Below are 15,938 nucleotides of genomic sequence, written 5' to 3'. Positions count from 1 at the left end.
TGGTGCACTTCGCCACCGCGCTGCGCCGGGTCCTCGGGCTCGGCGCAGCCGTCCTGCTTTCATCCTTCGCGGTCTTTTTGGTTCCCTTCGTCTCCCCCGGGGATCCGGTGCGATCCATGTTGCGCGCCCGCATGGACGTCGGCGCCATGGACGAGGCCACCGTGCAGGCCTATGCCGAGCAGTTCGGGCTCTACGACCCGCTGTTGCTGCAATTCGGCCGCTGGCTCGGCCGCTTCTTCCGCGGAGACATGGGAATCTCCTATATCAGCGGCACTCCGGTCGCCGACCTGGTGCTGCCTGCCATCGGCGTTACCCTCTCGCTGACCGGAACCGCCTTGCTGGTGGCGGTGCTGGTCTCCATCATGCTGGGAGTTGTCGCCGCGGTGCGGGCCGAAGGATGGCCGGATCGGGTGATCACCTCGGCCACCCATGCCCTGATCGCCATCCCGGAATACGCGTTGGCGCCGTTGCTGGTGCTGCTCTTCGCCGTGCGCCTGTCCTGGCTGCCTTCGGCGGGCTTCGACTCCCCCGCCTCCATGGTGCTGCCGGTGCTGGTCCTCTCGCTGCGCCCCATCAGCTTCTTCACCATCGCCGTGCGCTCGGGCATCCTGCAGGCGCTGGACTCCGAACATGTGCTGGCTGCCCGCGCCCGCGGGTTGGGCGCCACCCGCACCCTGGTTCGCCATGTCATCCCGCACGGTCTGCTGCCGCTGTGGACCATGGTGAGTGTGTGGTTCGCCGGCCTGCTGGGCGGCTCGGTCATAGTCGAGGTCATTTTCGCCATCCCGGGCATGGGCCGGCTGATCTTCGACGCCATTGTCGACGCGGACATCCCGGTAGCCCAAGGCGGGGTGGTGGTAGCGGTGGCCTGCGCGGTGCTGGCTACCGGCATCATCGACCTCCTGCACCGCCGGTCAGATCCAAGGGTACGGATAGGAGCCAGCCGTGGCTAGGAAAATGCTGCGTTCGATCTTCGTCAGCTGGCCGGCGGCCATCTTGCTGCTGGTGCTGCTCATGACCCTGCTGGCTCCGTGGATTTCCCCCTACGACCCGGATGCCCAGTCCCTGGCGGACAGGTTGCAGCAGCCCAGTTGGGCGCACCTGCTGGGCACCGACGCCCTGGGCCGCGACACCTTCAGCCGCGTCCTGCACGGCGGACGCTTCTCCTTGTCGGTAGCGTTCATCACCACGCTGTTTTCGCTGCTGGTGGGCACCGTTCTCGGCCTGCTCAGCGCGCTGCGCGGAGGCTGGCTGGATGAACTGTTCCTGCGCGCCAACGACCTGCTGCTGGCGCTGCCGGAGATCGTGATTGCGCTGCTGATCATCGCCGTGATGGGGCCGGGATTTTCCACCATGGTGCTTTCCGTGGGAGTGGTGGCATGGACGCCTACCGCCCGTCTGGTGCGTTCCATGGCGGCCCAGGCCCTGTCGACCCACCATGTCGAGGCTTCCAGGCATGCTGGCGCCTCGCGCTGGTTCGTTCTCCGCCACCATGTTCTGCCCTATCTGGCGGGGCCGGTACTGGCCCAGACGGCCCTGCGTTTCGGCCTGTTGCTGGTGCTGCTGGGTTCGCTGTCCTACCTGGGCATCGGTGTCCAGCCCCCGCAGTCGGATTGGGGCTCCATGCTGGCCGAGGCGCAGCCGCACGCGTTGCGTGCTCCCTGGGGCCTGGTCGCTCCCGGCGCCGCGATCTTCCTGGTGAGCTTCTGCGTCACCCTGTTGGGCAACCGCATCACCCGTGCGCTGAACGGGCAGGACGTGCTGGCCACCGAGACCAAGGCGGAAGCCAATGACTGAATCACTTGAATTCATCGACCTGTCGGTGCGCAGCAGCGGGAAAACCCTGCTCACTGCCATGTCCGGGGCTATCCGCTCCGGCGAGCTGGTAGCCGTGGTGGGCCGTTCCGGGTCTGGAAAGACGCTGCTGACCAAGGCAATTCTCGGGTTGCTCCCGCCGCAGCTGCAGGCCGAGGGACAGATACTGCTGGATGGCGAACGCATCGACCAGCTGGAAGGAAAGGCCATGGATACGGTGCGCGGGCGGCGCATCGGCATGCTCTTCCAACAGCCCAAGAGGGTGCTGAATCCGCGCATGAGCATTCGCTCCCACCTCTTGGAAGCACTGGGAGTCTTCGGCCCGGGCAAGGCCAAGAAACACGAGGCAAAAGTCCAGTCCCTATTGGAAGAGGTCGGGCTCTCTCCCGCCGCCGATATCGCCGGCAAGCGCCCGGACCAGCTCTCGGGCGGAATGGCGCAGCGGGCCATGCTTGCCATCGCCCTGGCAGCCGACCCGGAATTCATCCTCGCCGACGAACCGACCTCCTCGCTGGACTCCATTCTGAAAGCGGAAACGCTGCAGCTGCTGCGCAGCAAGCAGCTTGAACGCGGCCTAGGCGTCCTATTGATCACCCACGACATTGCCAGCATCCAGCACATCGCCGACCGCGTGCTGGTGGTCAGCGATGGGTCGATTGTCGACCATTGCCTGACATCCCAGCTTTTCGCCAAGGACAGCCACGCCAAGCGGCGTGAATTGATCGAGGCCGCGTTGCCGGCCGCGCACGCGCCAAGGGAGTTTGCCGCCGGTTCCCTGCTTCAAGTTGTGGGCGCGGGAAAGAATTACACACGCAAGGCCAAGGGGCCCGCCGCGCTGCAGGCCACCACCGTGAGCCTGCATGGTGGCGAAGTCCTGGGCGTCGTCGGGCGTTCGGGCTCGGGGAAGAGCACTTTCGCCAGATTGCTCGCAGGCTTGGAAAAACCCACGGAAGGGCAGATCCTGAGCCCCGAACGCGACGGGAAATCTGCCGCCGTCCAGCTGATCGCTCAGGAGCCCTACTCTTCCTTTGATCCGAGGCTGCCGTTGCGTACGAGCTTGCTTGCTGCCGTGCACCGGCTGCCTGCCGACCAAGCCTCGGCGGAGATAGATGCGGCGCTGGACCAGGTGGGGCTGCAGGTCGAACTACTGGATCGAAAACCAGGCCAGTGCTCCGGCGGCCAGCTGCAACGCGCGGCCATCGCCCGGGCATTGCTGGCCAAGCCGCAGGTGCTTGTCTGCGATGAATCGACATCGGCGTTGGATTCGGTAGCGCAGCGCCATATTCTCGATCTCTTGCTGGGGCTGCGCACCCGCCTGGGTCTGTCCTTGGTAGTGATCTCCCATGACATGGGCGTAATCCGCTACGTCAGCGACAATGTCGCGGTGTTCTACGAGGGGCGGCTGGTGGAACACCGACGGCTCGACGATTTCCTGTCCAGCCCGAAGCACCACCACAGCAAGGACCTGGTGGCCGCACTGGACATTCCCGCCCCGGTGAAAGCCGTGCTGAACTAGGTCTTTCCGCCGCCGGCAGGCTCCCAGCCTCGGCTCGCGCTGAGCGCCCTCACCCTGAATGCCCTGGTGAAGCCCGTCGTCACAGACGGCAAAGGGCCTTGGAAGATCCACACAGGTGTGAAATATTCCAAGGCCCCATGAGGCCGCCTGGGCTATGGCCGGTTTACTTCGGGTCGAAGCCCTCGCGGGTTGCGGCCTTCACGGATGGCTCAAGCATCTTGTAGCTGGCGCCGGCGATGATGGCGCCGATGAGCGGCGCCACGATGAACAGCCAGACCTGGCCCAGCGCCTCGCCGCCGGCGAACCAGGCGACGCCCAGCGAGCGGGCCGGATTGACCGAGGTGTTGGTGATCGGGATGGCGACCAGGTGGATCAGGGTCAGCGACAGGCCGATGGCCAGCGGGGCGAAGCCCTTCGGAGCACGGCGATCGGTGGATCCCAGGATCACGTACAGGAAGATGGCGGTCAGCACGATCTCGGCCACCAGCGCGGCCAGCATGGAGTATCCGTCCGGTGAACGGTCGCCGTAGCCGTTGCTGGCGAAACCTGATTCGACGGCGTCGAAGCCGTCCTTGCCGCTGGCGATCCAGTACAGCACCGCGCCGGCGGCCGAAGCCGCGACGATCTGGGTGATGATGTAGGTCGGGACGTCCTTCCATGCGGTGCGGCCCGCGACGGCGGTACCCATGGTGACGGCCGGGTTGAAGTGGCCGCCCGAGATGTGGCCCACGGCGTACGCCATGACCAGCACGGTCAAGCCGAAGGCCAGGGCAACACCCAGGAAGCCGATGCCCATATTGACCGTTTCATCGGAAATCACCTTGGCTGCGAAAATCGCCGAGCCGCAGCCGCCGAAGACGAGAACGAAGGTCCCCAGGAATTCGGCAGCAATCTTGGCGCCGGTTGTAGGCGCGGACGTATCTGACATGTCTTGTTCCATTCCTCAAAAGATGAAGCGAGTTCCACGACAGCGTGAGCCGTGCCCTAAGGCTACTGGGAGATCTCTCTATTGAAAAGAGATCCGACATTCATTCTCAAGAATGATTTGTTGCCGGTCATGACATGGGAATTATTTGCCAACGTATTCGAAGTGCCATGCTTCGGCGTACGGATTTCGGCTTCCGTTGGACCGGAATTCTTCCAGATTTTTCCGGTGGATCCAGTTGTACTTCTTCGAATTGGCCTTCAGCCACTTGTAGTACTTGCCCTTGAACGAGTAGTTGTAGGTCTCCGGGACATCGATGGCCAATCCCCAGCCGTGGTTCGAGGTCCCCGGCTTGGCCGCGATGTAGGAGCCGAGCTCCTGGTAGAGGAATTTCTGCGTGTCCAGGGTGCGGTAGGCCAGATCGATGTCCAGGTTCTTCCCGAACTTCTTCTTGAAGGCCGAATTCAGCCGGCCCAGATCCGCGGCGGCCGGGGCGGCGATGAGGGTTTTTTCCTTGTCCCAGCTCAGGGCCACCAGCATCGACTCGGGCAGCTTCCCGTTGGCCTGCTTTTGCACCTTGCTTCGGGTCGTCTTGCTCGTGTTGCTGGTTTTGGCGCTGGTGCTGCGTTTCAGCGCCGAAGCCTGCATCCAGCCGTCCGCTCCCTGGGTGCGCACGTAGTACCAGCCGGAGACCGGGCCGGCCTTCTTTTCCCATGCGGCGTCCCGGTAGACGATCGAATTCTTCGGGATGTCGCCGATGCGCTTCTTGCCGTTGACCGAAGCATGCAGGTCTGCGCCGGAAGACTTGGTGAAGTAGCGGTCCGACAGGCCAGCGCGGTTGGTGGTGTACGGGCCTGCGTCAATGGCGCAGCCCTTGGAGCAGGTGGTGACGTAGGCGCCGGAGACCCATCCGGTTTTGCCCTGGGTGGAAATCTTGTACCAGCCGTTGGCGGTCTTGGAGCTTGCGTAGGCCGGTTGCCCCTTGCTGAGCTTGCCGACGACCGCATGCCCGGTTCCCGCGCCCTTGCGGATGTTCATCGTGGATTTCGGGGTGACCCACAGCTTCACGCGCTTCGCACTGCTCGTCGTTCCGCCGGTGGCGGCGGTTTTGGTGACCTTGACGTATTTATTCGAGATCCACCCGGTCTTCTTGTCGTACGTGACCTGGTACCAGCCGTTGGAGGCTTGGGACTTGACCGCTACTGTCTTGTTCTTCGGGATGGTCAGGATCACGCGGGAGGCGGTGCTGGAACCGGAGCGCATGTTCAGGTTGCTGGTGGTCTTGATCTGGGTCACCCGCTTGGCGGCGGCCGCCTGCAGTGTTCCGGGTGCCGCGGCAGGCGCGGCAGCCGGGAGCGGCTGCGCCGCGCTGGCCGGCACCAAACCGCCCAGGGCCAGCGAACCGGCCAGCAGCACGCCGGCGGTTGACACAGCGAATCGTCGAGATGATCTGAAATCTGTTTTCACGGCAGTGGAATCTTCCAAGAGGCGCGGGCTTGACTGGTGTCCTGCGCAAAGCCGTTCCCGGTGCGAGCGAGATTGCCGATTCGACGCCTGACATAGTTAATCATGCTACGTCCAGGCCGAATCCGGGGCATCGTCAGCGGGGTTTGCGATCGAAGAGCAGCGCTCCGAGGATTCCTGCCAGCACGCCCAGCAGGTTCCCCGCGGCGCGTTCCCACAGCACGTCCGCGTTGACGCTCGGGTCGGCGAGCTCCAGCATCAGCATTATCAGCGGGGTGAAGAAGCTCAGCGCCAGCCCGTAGTTGCGCGTCATGTAGCCCTCGGCGGGGAACATCAGCGCGATGATCACCACGCCCAGGGCCAGCTCCGGCAGCTGCAGATAGTAGATGCCCAGCAGGACAACCAGCCCCGCCACGGTGCCTGCCACGCGGTGCACACCCCTGCGCAGCCTTCCGCGGGCGTTGCCGGCCGCCAGCGGCACCACCGCTCCGGCCATGACCCATTGCAGGTGCTCCAGTTGCAGGCCGATGGCCAAGGTGCCGGCCAGCAGCACCACGCTGGCGTAGCAGGCCGAGCGGCGCAGCGCGTCGGGCCAGCCGATCGGCTCGTGTCCGGGAAATCCCCGGGCCGCGGCACCGAAGCGGGCGGTCTGCCCCAGAACGATGCAGAACAGCGCGGTGAGCACAAATGCAGCCAGCCCCGCCGTGGACGGCGATTGCCCCACCGGGAGGCTGGCCAGCGCCCCGAAGGCGAAGACCGGGAAAAACGAGCCGCCGGGCTTCAGGCCGTAGCGGTCGGTGGTCAGCGAGCTGGCGCAGGCCCAGAAGATGCCCCCGGCGACCAATGCCCAGCCGTCCGGCCCCCACGGCGCGATGACGATGCCTGAAATTCCGGCGCATAGCATCATGGTTCCAGCCAGGACCTGGTCCTTGAGGCGCTGCAGCCGGTGCGGGCTGCGTCCGTACATCCCGACCACCGAACCGAAGACCGCGTAGACCATGAGGTCCACGTGCCCCAGGAGCATCAGTGCCGCACCGGGGATCGCCAGCCCGAAGCCCACGCGCAGGGCGGGGCGGATCTCGGGGCTGTGGGAGAGCACCAGGCGCTGCCACGCCGCGGCGGCCAGCGCCGGGGTTGGGATTCGGGATGTCGGGGCGCTGGCCTGCTCGGTTGGCGCATTCTGGAAGTTGGCCATGATCGCTCCTCTGGTTCGCGCAGCTTCCTGCGGAAAGGAACGGTTCTGCCTTTTCAGAGTTGCATCGAGAGTTTGATCATGTCCAAGTATTATTTTTGATGGTTCAATCGGAAAAACATATCAAGCCAAGTCAAAATCGTTTGTGACGGACGGATATACGTCGCCCGTCGCAGAGAGTAATGCGCGTAATAAGAGCGGCAGCGGCTGGTGCTCGGGGATGACCAAGCTGATCTGGCTGGTGATCCGCGGACTGACAAGGGGCGTTTGGACCACGCCGGGCAACTCGCCCAGGGGCGCGAGCCACTGCTTCGGGACCACGCTCGCCCAGCGGCCGGTGGCCACCTGCGCCAGCAGCGTGATCATCGAGTCGCACTCGATGCGCGGCTCGGCGCTGCGCCCATGGGAGGCCAGCACCTCGTCCAGCAGCTGGCGGCCGCGCATGGAGGAATCCAGCAGGCACAGCGGCAGCGAGAGCACCTCGTCCACGGCGGTCGGCTCCCCCGCACTGGCGAACATGCCCTCCTTGGTGAGCAGCACGTGCTCCTCGCGGTACAGCGGCAGCGCGAGCAGTCCGCCGAGTTCCGCCGGGTCCGCATAGACCAGCCCCGCATCGAGTTCGAAGCTGCGGATCTGGGCAATGATCTCGGTGGAGCGCAGGCTGCCTTGGACATGGACCCGGGCCTTCGGGTTGGCGCGGGCGAAGGCGTCACAGAGCTGGGCCACCGTGGAGGACGCGGCGGGCACCACACCCAGGCGCAGCGTGCCGGTCAGTCCGGACTGCAGCGCCGCCACCTCCTGGGTCAGCGCATCGCGGTCCGCCAGCAGGCGTTGGGCCCAGCGCAGCACCGTCTCGCCTTCCGGGGTCAGCCCCTGGAACGCGTGGCCGCGTCGCACCAGCGGCACCCCGAGACCGGTTTCAAGTTTCCTGATGGATTCGGAGAGCGCCGGCTGGGAAATATTGCATTCCTCGGCGGCCCGCGCGAAATGCTGTTCCCTGGCCAGCGCCACGAAGTATTCCAACTGCCTTAACATCACCTGTCCATTGCACCACGCGCCGCGGGTCACCACGTCGGGGCATGCGAAAACCGGCGCACCGCGGGATCACAATCCTGCGGTGCGCCGGTTCCGGCGAGCGAGCGCACGGCCCCGGGGCGGGCAGCTACTTGGAGATCTTGCCCGACATTCCCGCCAGGGCCCGGATGACCACCGGCTTGCAGGCGAACCAAGCTCCGGCGGTGACCGCGACGGCCACCACGAACATGATGACGCCCAGCCAGCCGTCGTCGCTGCGGGCGGCGAACATGTGGTTCAGGTTCGCCCGCGCTCCGGTGAGCAGCACCAGCAGCACGTGCATCACCAGGAAGCCGACAAAGAACAGCATGGCCGGGAAGTGCACCTTGCGGGCCGCTTCCATGGGCAATGCCTTGTCCAGCTTGGCAGGCCAAGCCGGGGACATGCGCAGCCCGGTGATGGCGGAGACCGGGGCGGCCAGGAACACGATCGCGAAGTAGGCCAAAACCTGCAGCGCGTTGTAGTTCAGCCAGCCGTTCTCGGCAGGCCAGTCCAGCGACAGGTACTGCAGGCCGGCGCTGAGCGCGTTCGGGAAGATGTCCCAGCTGGTCGGCACGATGCGCATCCACGCGCCGGTGGCGAACAACAGCACGATGAACACCACGCCATTGACGATCCACAGCACGTCCAGGCTCAGGTGCAGCCAGATTTCCAGACTGATCTTCTTGGGCTTGGTTTTGGTTTTGAACAGCCCGGTGTTGTTCCGGGTCCAGTAGGCCTTCGGCCGGGCGGTGGTGCGGATCAGCCAGCCGGAGCGGATGATCAGCACCATGAAGAAGGCGTTCAGGAAGTGCTGCCAGCCCAGCCAGGCCGGGATGCCGGTGGGCGCGTTCTGCGGCAGCGCGGAGTGCCCCGGATAGGCGGCCAGGAACTGCTCCCCCGCCGCGGTTCCGCGCCACCAGCGGGCAGCCAGCACCAGCAGGGCCAGGACAAGCACCACGCCGACGGCGATCCAGATCTTCTTCAGGGCCGGGTTTCCCGCCGCCTTGTCGGCGGTGCGGGCACCCTCCTTGGTTGTCAGCGACATGGAAATGACCCCCTGATCTAGCCGGCGGTGACTGGCTGCTTGGCCTCCAGCAGCTGCGTGAGCTGCGGGAGGATCTCGAACAGGTCGCCCACGATGCCGAAGTCGGCGATGTCGAAGATCGGCGCGTCCTCGTCCTTGTTGATAGCCACGATGCGCTTGGCGGTCTGCATGCCGGCCAGGTGCTGGATGGCGCCGGAGATGCCCACTGCAACATAGAGGTCGGGTGAGACGCTGACGCCGGTCTGGCCGACCTGGTGGCTCTGCGGGATGTAGCCGGAGTCCACGGCGGCGCGCGAAGCGCCAAGGCCTGCGCCCAGCGAGTCGGCGAGCGCCTCGACCAGCGAGAAGTTCTCCTTCGAGGCCAGGCCGCGGCCGCCGGAGACCACGATCTTGGCGGCGCGCAGCTCCGGGCGGGAGGACGCGGCGGCCAGCGGGGTCACGGATTCGATTTCAGCCGAGGCGGCGGTGGCCACCTCGATGGCGGTGGTGGCCAGCTGCGGGGTTGCTGCAGGCAGCGGCTCGGCACCGCTGGAGGCCACGGTGACCAGCGGGATGCCGGCGCCCGCGGTGGATTCGGTGACGTAGGTGCCGCCGAAGACCGAGTGCGAGGCGGCGATGCGGCCGTCGCGCTGCTCAAGCTCAACGGCTTCGAGCACCACCGGGTTGCCGGTGCGCGCCGACAGGCGGCCGATGGCCTCGCGGGCCACGGCGCTGTTGGAAGCGAGCACGACGGCCGGTGCGTAGGCCTCGATGGCAGCCTGCAGGGCGGCGACGGCGCTGGCTGCCGGGTGGGCGGCGGCCTGGGCGGTTTCGCCGATGAATACCTGCTCGGCGCCCTGCCCGCCGATGGCGGCGGCGGTGGCGGCGGAGTCGGCTGCGGCGGCGACGGCCACCGGGGTGCCCAGCTTGGAGGCCAGGGCCAGCAGGTGCACGCCGCTGGCGGTCGGGGTGCCGTCTTCGGCCAGTTCGATGTGTACCAGGATGTTAGTCATGTCATTCGTTCCTTAGATCAGCTTCTCGGCGGCCAGGTACGCGGCAAGTTCCTGCGCGGCCTGTCCCTCGTCGATGATTTTGACGCCGGCGGTGCGGGCGGGGCGGGCGGCGGAGGCCAGCACCAGGTTGCCCGCGGCGTGATCCGGCGCGCCCAGGCCCAGCTCTGCGGCGCTCTGCACGGCGACAGGCTTGCGCTTGGCGGCCAGGATGCCCTTGAACTTCGGGAAGCGGGCCTCGCCCATGGCCTCGGCCACGGAGATGACTGCCGGGATGGAAGCGCGCAGCGCGGTGGTGCCCGAGGCGTCCGAGCGGGTGCCGCGCACGGTGCCGCCGGAGATCTCCAGGGTGCCCAGCGGGCCGAGGAACGGAAGGTTCAGCAGTTCGGCGACCATGGCGGGGACCACGCCGCCGCGGCCGTCGGTGGACTCGTTGCCTGCGACGATCAGGTCGGCCTGCAGGCCCGAGAGCGCCTGGGCCAGCGCCCGGGCGGTGGCCAGCGCGTCGGATCCGGCCAGTGCGTCGTCCTGGACGTGCACCGCCTTGTCGGCTCCCATGCTCAGTGCCTTGCGCAGCGCTTCATTGGCGGCGGCCGGACCCATGGTCACCACGGTGATCTCCACCGACTTGTCAGCGTCCTTCTGCTTCAGCGCGGCTTCCAGCGCACGTTCGGTGATCTCGTCGATCACGCGGTCGCTGGCGTCGCGGTCTGCGCGTCCGTCGGAGGTGAGGTGGCGGCCTTCTTCGGTGTCCGGCACCTGCTTGATCAGCACTGCAATCTTCATGGTTTGCTCTTTTCTTGGTTCGGTTCCGCACCGCCCGGCTCCTCCGCCGGGTTGGGTGCGTTCACGGTGTGGCCGCGGGCGCTGCCCGTGCGCCGCCGCGCTTTCGCGTGGCGCGGGTCACGTTTCTGAAATACTATAACTAGATTCTAGTTTTTGTCTAGGGCAGGGAGTGGACGAAGTTCCGCTTCGCCCGCACCCCGCCCTGCCCGGCCGCTCAGTCCTGCGGCGCCGGGCGGTTGCGCGGCGGCAGCCACAGCCCGCGGGCCTGGGCCACGACCTTGCCGCCGGCCTCGATCTGGCCCCTGACCCAGATCTTGCGGCCGTCGATTTCCTCGACCCACGCGGTCAACTCCAGCTCTTCGAACAGCGGGACCGCGTGGTCGTAGTCCACGGTCAGCGACCGGGTGAAGATCCACTGGTCCACGGTTCCAGCGGCGAAGCCCATCACGTGGTCCAGCAGCGTGGCCACCCAGCCTCCGTGCACCCGGCCCGGAGGACCCTGGTAGGGCAGGCCCAGCCGGGTGGAGGTGCGCACGCCGTTCTCCCCGTCCATGCGCAACGACACCGGCGGGGCCATCGGGTTCAGCGCCCCGGAGACCGGCGAGCGGTCCATGTAATCGCCCTTGCGGTCCTTGAAGAGGTCGGGAACCATCGCGCTCTCCGGAGCGATTTCCACGCGCAGCAGCTCAAGCACCTCGTCCAGGCGCTCGACCAGTTCAGGGGCGGCCGGGGTGCGCACATCCAACCGGACCATGGCATCCAGCAGCTCGCGCACCTGACCGGCGGCTTCCAGCAGCTTCTCCCCGCCGGCCGCGCGGACCTTCTCCCCGCCGTCCGGCAGGGCCACCTGCCTAGTCATTGCCCAGGATCAATGCGCTCGTCGGTACGCCGGTGCCGGCGGTGACCAGCACGTTGCGGGCGTTTTCCACCTGGTTCACCGCGGTGCCGCGCAGCTGGCGCACACCCTCGGCGATGCCGTTCATGCCGTGGATATAGGCCTCGCCCAGCTGGCCGCCGTTGGTGTTGATCGGCAGGCGGCCACCCAGCTCGATGGCGCCGTTCTTGATGAAGTCCTTGGCCTCGCCGCGGCCGCAGAAGCCGAATTCCTCCAGCTGGGCCAGCACGAACGGGGTGAAGTGGTCGTAGAGCACCGCGGTGTCGATGTCCTCCGGGCGCAGCCCGGTGTCGTTCCACAGCTGGCGTGCCACGTTGCCCATCTCCGGCAGCGGGCGGTCGCCGTCCTTGCGGTAGTAGCTGACCATGGTGTGCTGGTCGTAGGCAGCGCCCTGGGCGGCGGCGCGGATGGTCACTGCCTTGCCCGGCAGGTCCTTGGCGCGTTCCGGGGTGGTGATGACAAACGCCTGGCCGCCGTCGGATTCCTGGCAGCAGTCCAGCAGGTGCAGCGGATCGGCGATCCAGCGCGAGTTCTGGTGGTCTTCCAGGGTGATCGGCTTCTCGTAGAACCAGGCCTTCGGGTTGGTGGCCGCGTGCTTGCGGTCGGCCACCGCCACGCGGCCGAAGTCCTCCGAGGTGGCGCCAGTCAGGTGCATGTAGCGCTGGGCGAACATGCCCACCCAGGAGGCCGGGGTCATCAGGCCGAAGGGCAGGGTCCAGGCGTAGGCGGCGGCGCGGGCGTCCGGGGCCATGCCCGCGGTGCTCATCGCCTGCCCGAAGCGGGCGCCGGAGCGCTCGTTGAAGGCGCGGTAGCAGACCACGGTCTTGGCCACGCCGGTGGCCACGGCCATCGCCGCGTGCAGGATGGTGCCGGCGGCGGCGCCTCCCCCGTAGTCCACGTGGCTGAAGAAGTTCAGCTCCTTGCAGCCCAGGCCGCGGGCGACCTCGATGGCGGGGTTGGTGTCCATGGAGTAGGTGACCATGCCGTCCACGTCCTGCGGGTTCACCCCGGCGTCGCGGCAGGCGGCCAGGGCGGCCTCCTGGGCCAGCTGCAGCTCGGAGCGGCCGGAATTCTTGGAGAACTCGGTGGCGCCGATGCCTACGATGACTGCCTTATTCAGCAGGTTGCTCATGCCGATTCCCCTTTCGATGGGATCACGATGTCTACGGTGCCCGTCACGTGCGGGCCCAGGGAGTTGGTGCCGACCACCTTCACCACGACGTTTTCCCCGTCCACGGAGTCCACGGTGCCGGTGAAGACCATCTCGTCGCCCGGGAAGTTGGTGGCACCCAGGCGGATGTTGATGCGGCCCACGCGGGCGGCCGGGCCGGCCCATTCGCCCACGTAGCGGTTGACCAGCGCATTGGTGGTCAGGATGTTCATGAAGACGTTCGGGGTGCCGGCGGCCTGGGCGACGTCCTTGTCGTGGTGCACCTTCTGGAAGTCGCGGGTGGCGATGGCCCCGGTGACGATCAGCGTGGCGGTGATCGGGATGCGCAGCTCGGGCAGCGCCTCCCCGGCCTGCACCTGCTCGGCGGTCAGCTGCCCGGCGCGGGCGGCGGTGTCGACGGTGCTCATGCGGCGCCCCCTGCCGGACGGGCTACCGGGAGGACCAGCTCGGCGTCCATGCGCTCTGCGGCGATGTGCAGCGGCATGCCGATCCGCACGTCTTCGCGGGCCACGCCCTCCAGGTTCATGACCACGCGGACGCCCTCTTCAAGCTCCACCACTGCCACGATGTAGCCCGGCTCGAATGGCGGGACGATCGGGTGGTACATGACCACGTAGCTGTGCAGGATGCCGCGGCCCGACATGGTCTTCGGCGACCAGTGCAGCGAGTTGCACTCGGGGCACATCGGCACCGGCGGGTGGCGCAGCTCGTTGCAGTCGTCGCAGTGCTGGATGCTCAGTTCGCCGCGCTCGTTCAGGGACTCGAAGAAGAAGGCGTTGTCCAGGTTGATGGCCGGGCGGGGACGCAGGGCCTGGCTCTTGGCCGTGGCCGGGGTCTCGGTCAGCGTTTCGCTCATTACGAGTTCCTCTTTTCAGGGTTGTACCACAGGGTGCGGAAGCGCATGGTGCCCACGCGGTCGCCCTGCTGGTCGGTGTAGGTGGTCAAGGTGGTGATGAAGTAGCCTTCGCCCAGGCCCGTCTGCTTGGGGCCGACGAAGGATTCGACCTTCTCGCTGGCGGTCAGCAGGTCGCCGGGGACCAGGTAGCGGTCGTATTCCTGGTCGCAGTTCACTGCCACGACCTTCGGGTAGCCGCACTCGGCCAGGTGGGCGTAGGCGCGGTCCACGTCGGATTCGATCTCCGGGTCCGAGGGGTTGATCATGTTCCAGACCTGCAGCGCCGAGGGCGGGGCCACGACGTCCGGGTGGCCGGCGGCGCGGGCGGCCTCCGGATCCAGGTAGATCGGGTTGGTTTCCTCCATCGCGTCGCACAGGTGGTGGATCATGGGCCGGTTGACCTCGTCGCGGGCGACGCTGATCCTCTCGTTGCCGGCGGCGATCATCTCGCCGATCAGGACATTGGGATCCTGGCTCATACTGTCTCCTTAATGGTGGTTTCGGCGGGCTTCAGCGGCAGCAGGTGGGCGCGGCCGTTCTGCTCGAACAGGGCTTCCAGCTGCGCCAGGGCGGATTCGTCCAGCACCTCGAAGGCGATCTCCCGCCCCGGGCGGTGGAAAACGTTCTCGTTGACCAGCCAGGCCTCGCGGCGCAGGCTGGGCTTGTTGATCTTCTGGGTGGCGGTCACCGGCACGTCGGAGACCACCGAGAGGAAGCGCGGGGCCCACTTGGTGCCCAAGTCCGGCTGGGACTCCAGGAACCGCGCGAAGTCGACCGGGTCGAAGGACTGCGGGTCATCGAACTGCAGCGTGGCCATGACCTGGTCGCCGGTGCGGGCGTCGGGCACCGGGTAGACGGCGGCCAGGGTGACCCCCGGGTAGCGGGAGAGCACACGCTCCACCGGGGCGGCGGAGAAGTTCTCGCTGTCCACGCGCAGCCGGTCCGAGGTGCGGCCGGCGAAGTAGAAGTAGCCCGCCTCGTCGCGGTAGGCCAAATCGCCGGTGAGGAACGCGGTGCCGCGCACGCGCTCGGCCACGGCTTCCGGGTTCTTGTAGTAGCCCTCGAACAGGGCCGCGCCGGTGAGGTTCACCAGTTCGCCGATGGCCTCGTCCGCGTTCAGGATGCGCCCGTTCTCGGAGAAGATCGCCCGCGGGCACTGCTCCATGGTGTCCGGGTTGACCACCGCGGCGTCCATGCCCTCGGGGGCTGTGCCCAGCGCGCCCACCGGGCTGTCGTCCGAACGCTTCAGGGTCAGCCCGCCCTCGGAGGCCCCGTAGCTTTCGGTGGGCCAGACGCCGTAGCGGCGGTGGAACTCGGCCAGGTCGAACTCGCTGGCCTCGGTGCCGAAGCAGGAGCGCAGGTAGGTGTCGGCCTCCGCGGCCTTCTCCGGCTGGGCCAGCACGTAGGACAGCGAGCGTCCCACGTAGTTGAAGTAGGTGGCCTTGTAGCGCATCAGATCCGGCAGGAAGCCGGAGGCGGAGAACTTGCGGGCCAGCGCGAAGGTGCCGCCGGTGTACAGCGGGTTGGCCCAGCAGGCGAAGATGCCGTTGCCGTGGAACAGCGGCATGGAGTTGTAGCTGACATCTTGGCGGCCCAGGCCCATGTGCTGGAATTCCGCAGTGCGGAACAGCCGCCCGGTGGTGCAGATGACCGCCTTCGGGTCCCCGGTGGAGCCGGAGGTGAACAGCAGCAGCAGCGTGGTATCCGGGTCCCCGGCCGCCGGCGTCTCCGGGCGCGGCAGGTGGCGCAGCGAATCCAGCTCGCGGGCGTACTCCGCGCTCTCGATGTAGCGGGTCTGCGCGGCCGGCACCCCGGAGTCCACCCCGTTGAAGTAGCCTTCCAGCTCGCGGGTGGTCAGCAGGATCTCCACGTCGGTGTACGCGATGTCGCGGGCCAGCTCCTCGCCGCGGCGGGTGAGGTTGATGCCCACCACGGTGGCGCCGGCGTAGGCCGCGCCGCCGATGGCGAAGATGTATTCGGGGTCGTTTTCAAGCATCACGCCCACGTGGAAGGGCTTGCCTTCGTCGTGCAGCGAGAGCATCAGATGGGCGCGGACCTTGCATTCTGCCACGACTTCCGCCCAGGTCCAGATGCGCCCCTCGAAGAGCAGGCCGGGATGGTGGTCCTCGGCTCGCAGGTCAAGTAGATCTCTGGTAGTTTGAAGTTTCGTTTCGAGAACGGTGTTCATT

16 protein-coding genes are annotated in these 15,938 nt (G+C 66.9%); 3 read left to right on the top strand and 13 right to left on the bottom strand.

Annotated features, from left to right (window positions below; all coding sequences use genetic code 11):
* Positions 1 to 2 precede the first annotated feature (2 nt).
* The 3 genes from RF641_RS05320 to RF641_RS05310 are packed head-to-tail and all read left to right on the top strand — an operon-like array spanning position 3 to position 3,331.
* Positions 3 to 953 carry an ABC transporter permease gene (locus RF641_RS05320; protein ID WP_424572859.1) on the top strand — a complete coding sequence of 317 codons (951 nt, stop codon included), beginning with the start codon at positions 3 to 5 and terminating at the stop codon, positions 951 to 953.
* The gene (locus RF641_RS05315) at positions 946 to 1,797 is read left to right on the top strand and encodes an ABC transporter permease (protein ID WP_286163589.1); all 852 of its coding nucleotides are present in this window, start codon (positions 946 to 948) and stop codon (positions 1,795 to 1,797) included. Before RF641_RS05320 ends, RF641_RS05315 begins: the two co-directional genes overlap by 8 nt.
* On the top strand, positions 1,790 to 3,331 hold the full coding sequence (locus RF641_RS05310; RefSeq protein ID WP_424572714.1) for an ABC transporter ATP-binding protein: 1,542 nt from the start codon (positions 1,790 to 1,792) through the stop codon (positions 3,329 to 3,331). Before RF641_RS05315 ends, RF641_RS05310 begins: the two co-directional genes overlap by 8 nt.
* A 163-nt stretch (positions 3,332 to 3,494) precedes the next feature.
* On the opposite strand, the gene aqpZ is transcribed toward RF641_RS05310, so the two are convergent.
* The 13 genes from aqpZ to RF641_RS05245 form a co-directional block, all read right to left on the bottom strand.
* Positions 3,495 to 4,259 carry an aquaporin Z gene (aqpZ, locus tag RF641_RS05305; protein ID WP_113607101.1) on the bottom strand — a complete coding sequence of 255 codons (765 nt, stop codon included), beginning with the start codon at positions 4,257 to 4,259 and terminating at the stop codon, positions 3,495 to 3,497.
* 141 nt (positions 4,260 to 4,400) lie between these two features.
* Positions 4,401 to 5,687, bottom strand: coding sequence for an SH3 domain-containing protein (locus RF641_RS05300; protein WP_113607102.1), 1,287 nt, complete (start codon positions 5,685 to 5,687; stop codon positions 4,401 to 4,403).
* Between the two features lie 169 nt (positions 5,688 to 5,856).
* Complete coding sequence (locus RF641_RS05295; RefSeq protein ID WP_053798917.1) at positions 5,857 to 6,915, bottom strand: FUSC family protein; 1,059 nt, start codon at positions 6,913 to 6,915, stop codon at positions 5,857 to 5,859.
* Positions 6,916 to 7,035: 120 nt separating this feature from the next.
* The gene (locus tag RF641_RS05290) at positions 7,036 to 7,947 is read right to left on the bottom strand and encodes a LysR family transcriptional regulator (RefSeq protein WP_047120252.1); all 912 of its coding nucleotides are present in this window, start codon (positions 7,945 to 7,947) and stop codon (positions 7,036 to 7,038) included.
* A gap of 127 nt (positions 7,948 to 8,074) precedes the next feature.
* Positions 8,075 to 9,013 (bottom strand): cytochrome b/b6 domain-containing protein, encoded by a 939-nt coding sequence (locus tag RF641_RS05285; RefSeq protein ID WP_053798919.1) that lies wholly within the window; start codon positions 9,011 to 9,013, stop codon positions 8,075 to 8,077.
* Positions 9,014 to 9,030: 17 nt separating this feature from the next.
* Positions 9,031 to 10,005 carry an electron transfer flavoprotein subunit alpha/FixB family protein gene (locus RF641_RS05280; RefSeq protein ID WP_424572713.1) on the bottom strand — a complete coding sequence of 325 codons (975 nt, stop codon included), beginning with the start codon at positions 10,003 to 10,005 and terminating at the stop codon, positions 9,031 to 9,033.
* Positions 10,006 to 10,017: 12 nt separating this feature from the next.
* Positions 10,018 to 10,788, bottom strand: coding sequence for an electron transfer flavoprotein subunit beta/FixA family protein (locus tag RF641_RS05275; RefSeq protein ID WP_047120255.1), 771 nt, complete (start codon positions 10,786 to 10,788; stop codon positions 10,018 to 10,020).
* Between the two features lie 214 nt (positions 10,789 to 11,002).
* Entirely contained in the window at positions 11,003 to 11,647 is a 645-nt protein-coding gene (locus tag RF641_RS05270; protein ID WP_113607103.1) for a PaaI family thioesterase, read from the bottom strand.
* A complete protein-coding gene (locus RF641_RS05265) occupies positions 11,640 to 12,815 on the bottom strand; it encodes a lipid-transfer protein (protein ID WP_053798923.1) in 1,176 nt (391 codons plus the stop codon). Before RF641_RS05265 ends, RF641_RS05270 begins: the two co-directional genes overlap by 8 nt.
* Positions 12,812 to 13,261, bottom strand: coding sequence for a MaoC family dehydratase (locus RF641_RS05260; protein ID WP_146955968.1), 450 nt, complete (start codon positions 13,259 to 13,261; stop codon positions 12,812 to 12,814). Before RF641_RS05260 ends, RF641_RS05265 begins: the two co-directional genes overlap by 4 nt.
* Positions 13,258 to 13,710, bottom strand: a complete 453-nt coding sequence (locus RF641_RS05255; protein WP_053798924.1) for a Zn-ribbon domain-containing OB-fold protein — start codon at positions 13,708 to 13,710, stop codon at positions 13,258 to 13,260. Before RF641_RS05255 ends, RF641_RS05260 begins: the two co-directional genes overlap by 4 nt.
* Positions 13,710 to 14,228: an FAS1-like dehydratase domain-containing protein gene (locus tag RF641_RS05250; RefSeq protein WP_052772517.1), complete on the bottom strand. Its 519-nt coding sequence runs from the start codon at positions 14,226 to 14,228 to the stop codon at positions 13,710 to 13,712. The genes RF641_RS05255 and RF641_RS05250 overlap by 1 nt, the downstream gene beginning before the upstream one ends.
* The gene (locus RF641_RS05245; RefSeq protein ID WP_113607104.1) at positions 14,225 to 15,937 is read right to left on the bottom strand and encodes an AMP-binding protein; all 1,713 of its coding nucleotides are present in this window, start codon (positions 15,935 to 15,937) and stop codon (positions 14,225 to 14,227) included. Before RF641_RS05245 ends, RF641_RS05250 begins: the two co-directional genes overlap by 4 nt.
* Position 15,938: the final 1 nt, after the last annotated feature.

The organism is Arthrobacter sp. 'calajunan', from assembly GCF_046940185.1.
Classification (GTDB): Bacteria; Actinomycetota; Actinomycetes; order Actinomycetales; family Micrococcaceae; genus Glutamicibacter; species Glutamicibacter soli.
This window is presented reverse-complemented; position numbering and strand designations above follow the sequence as displayed.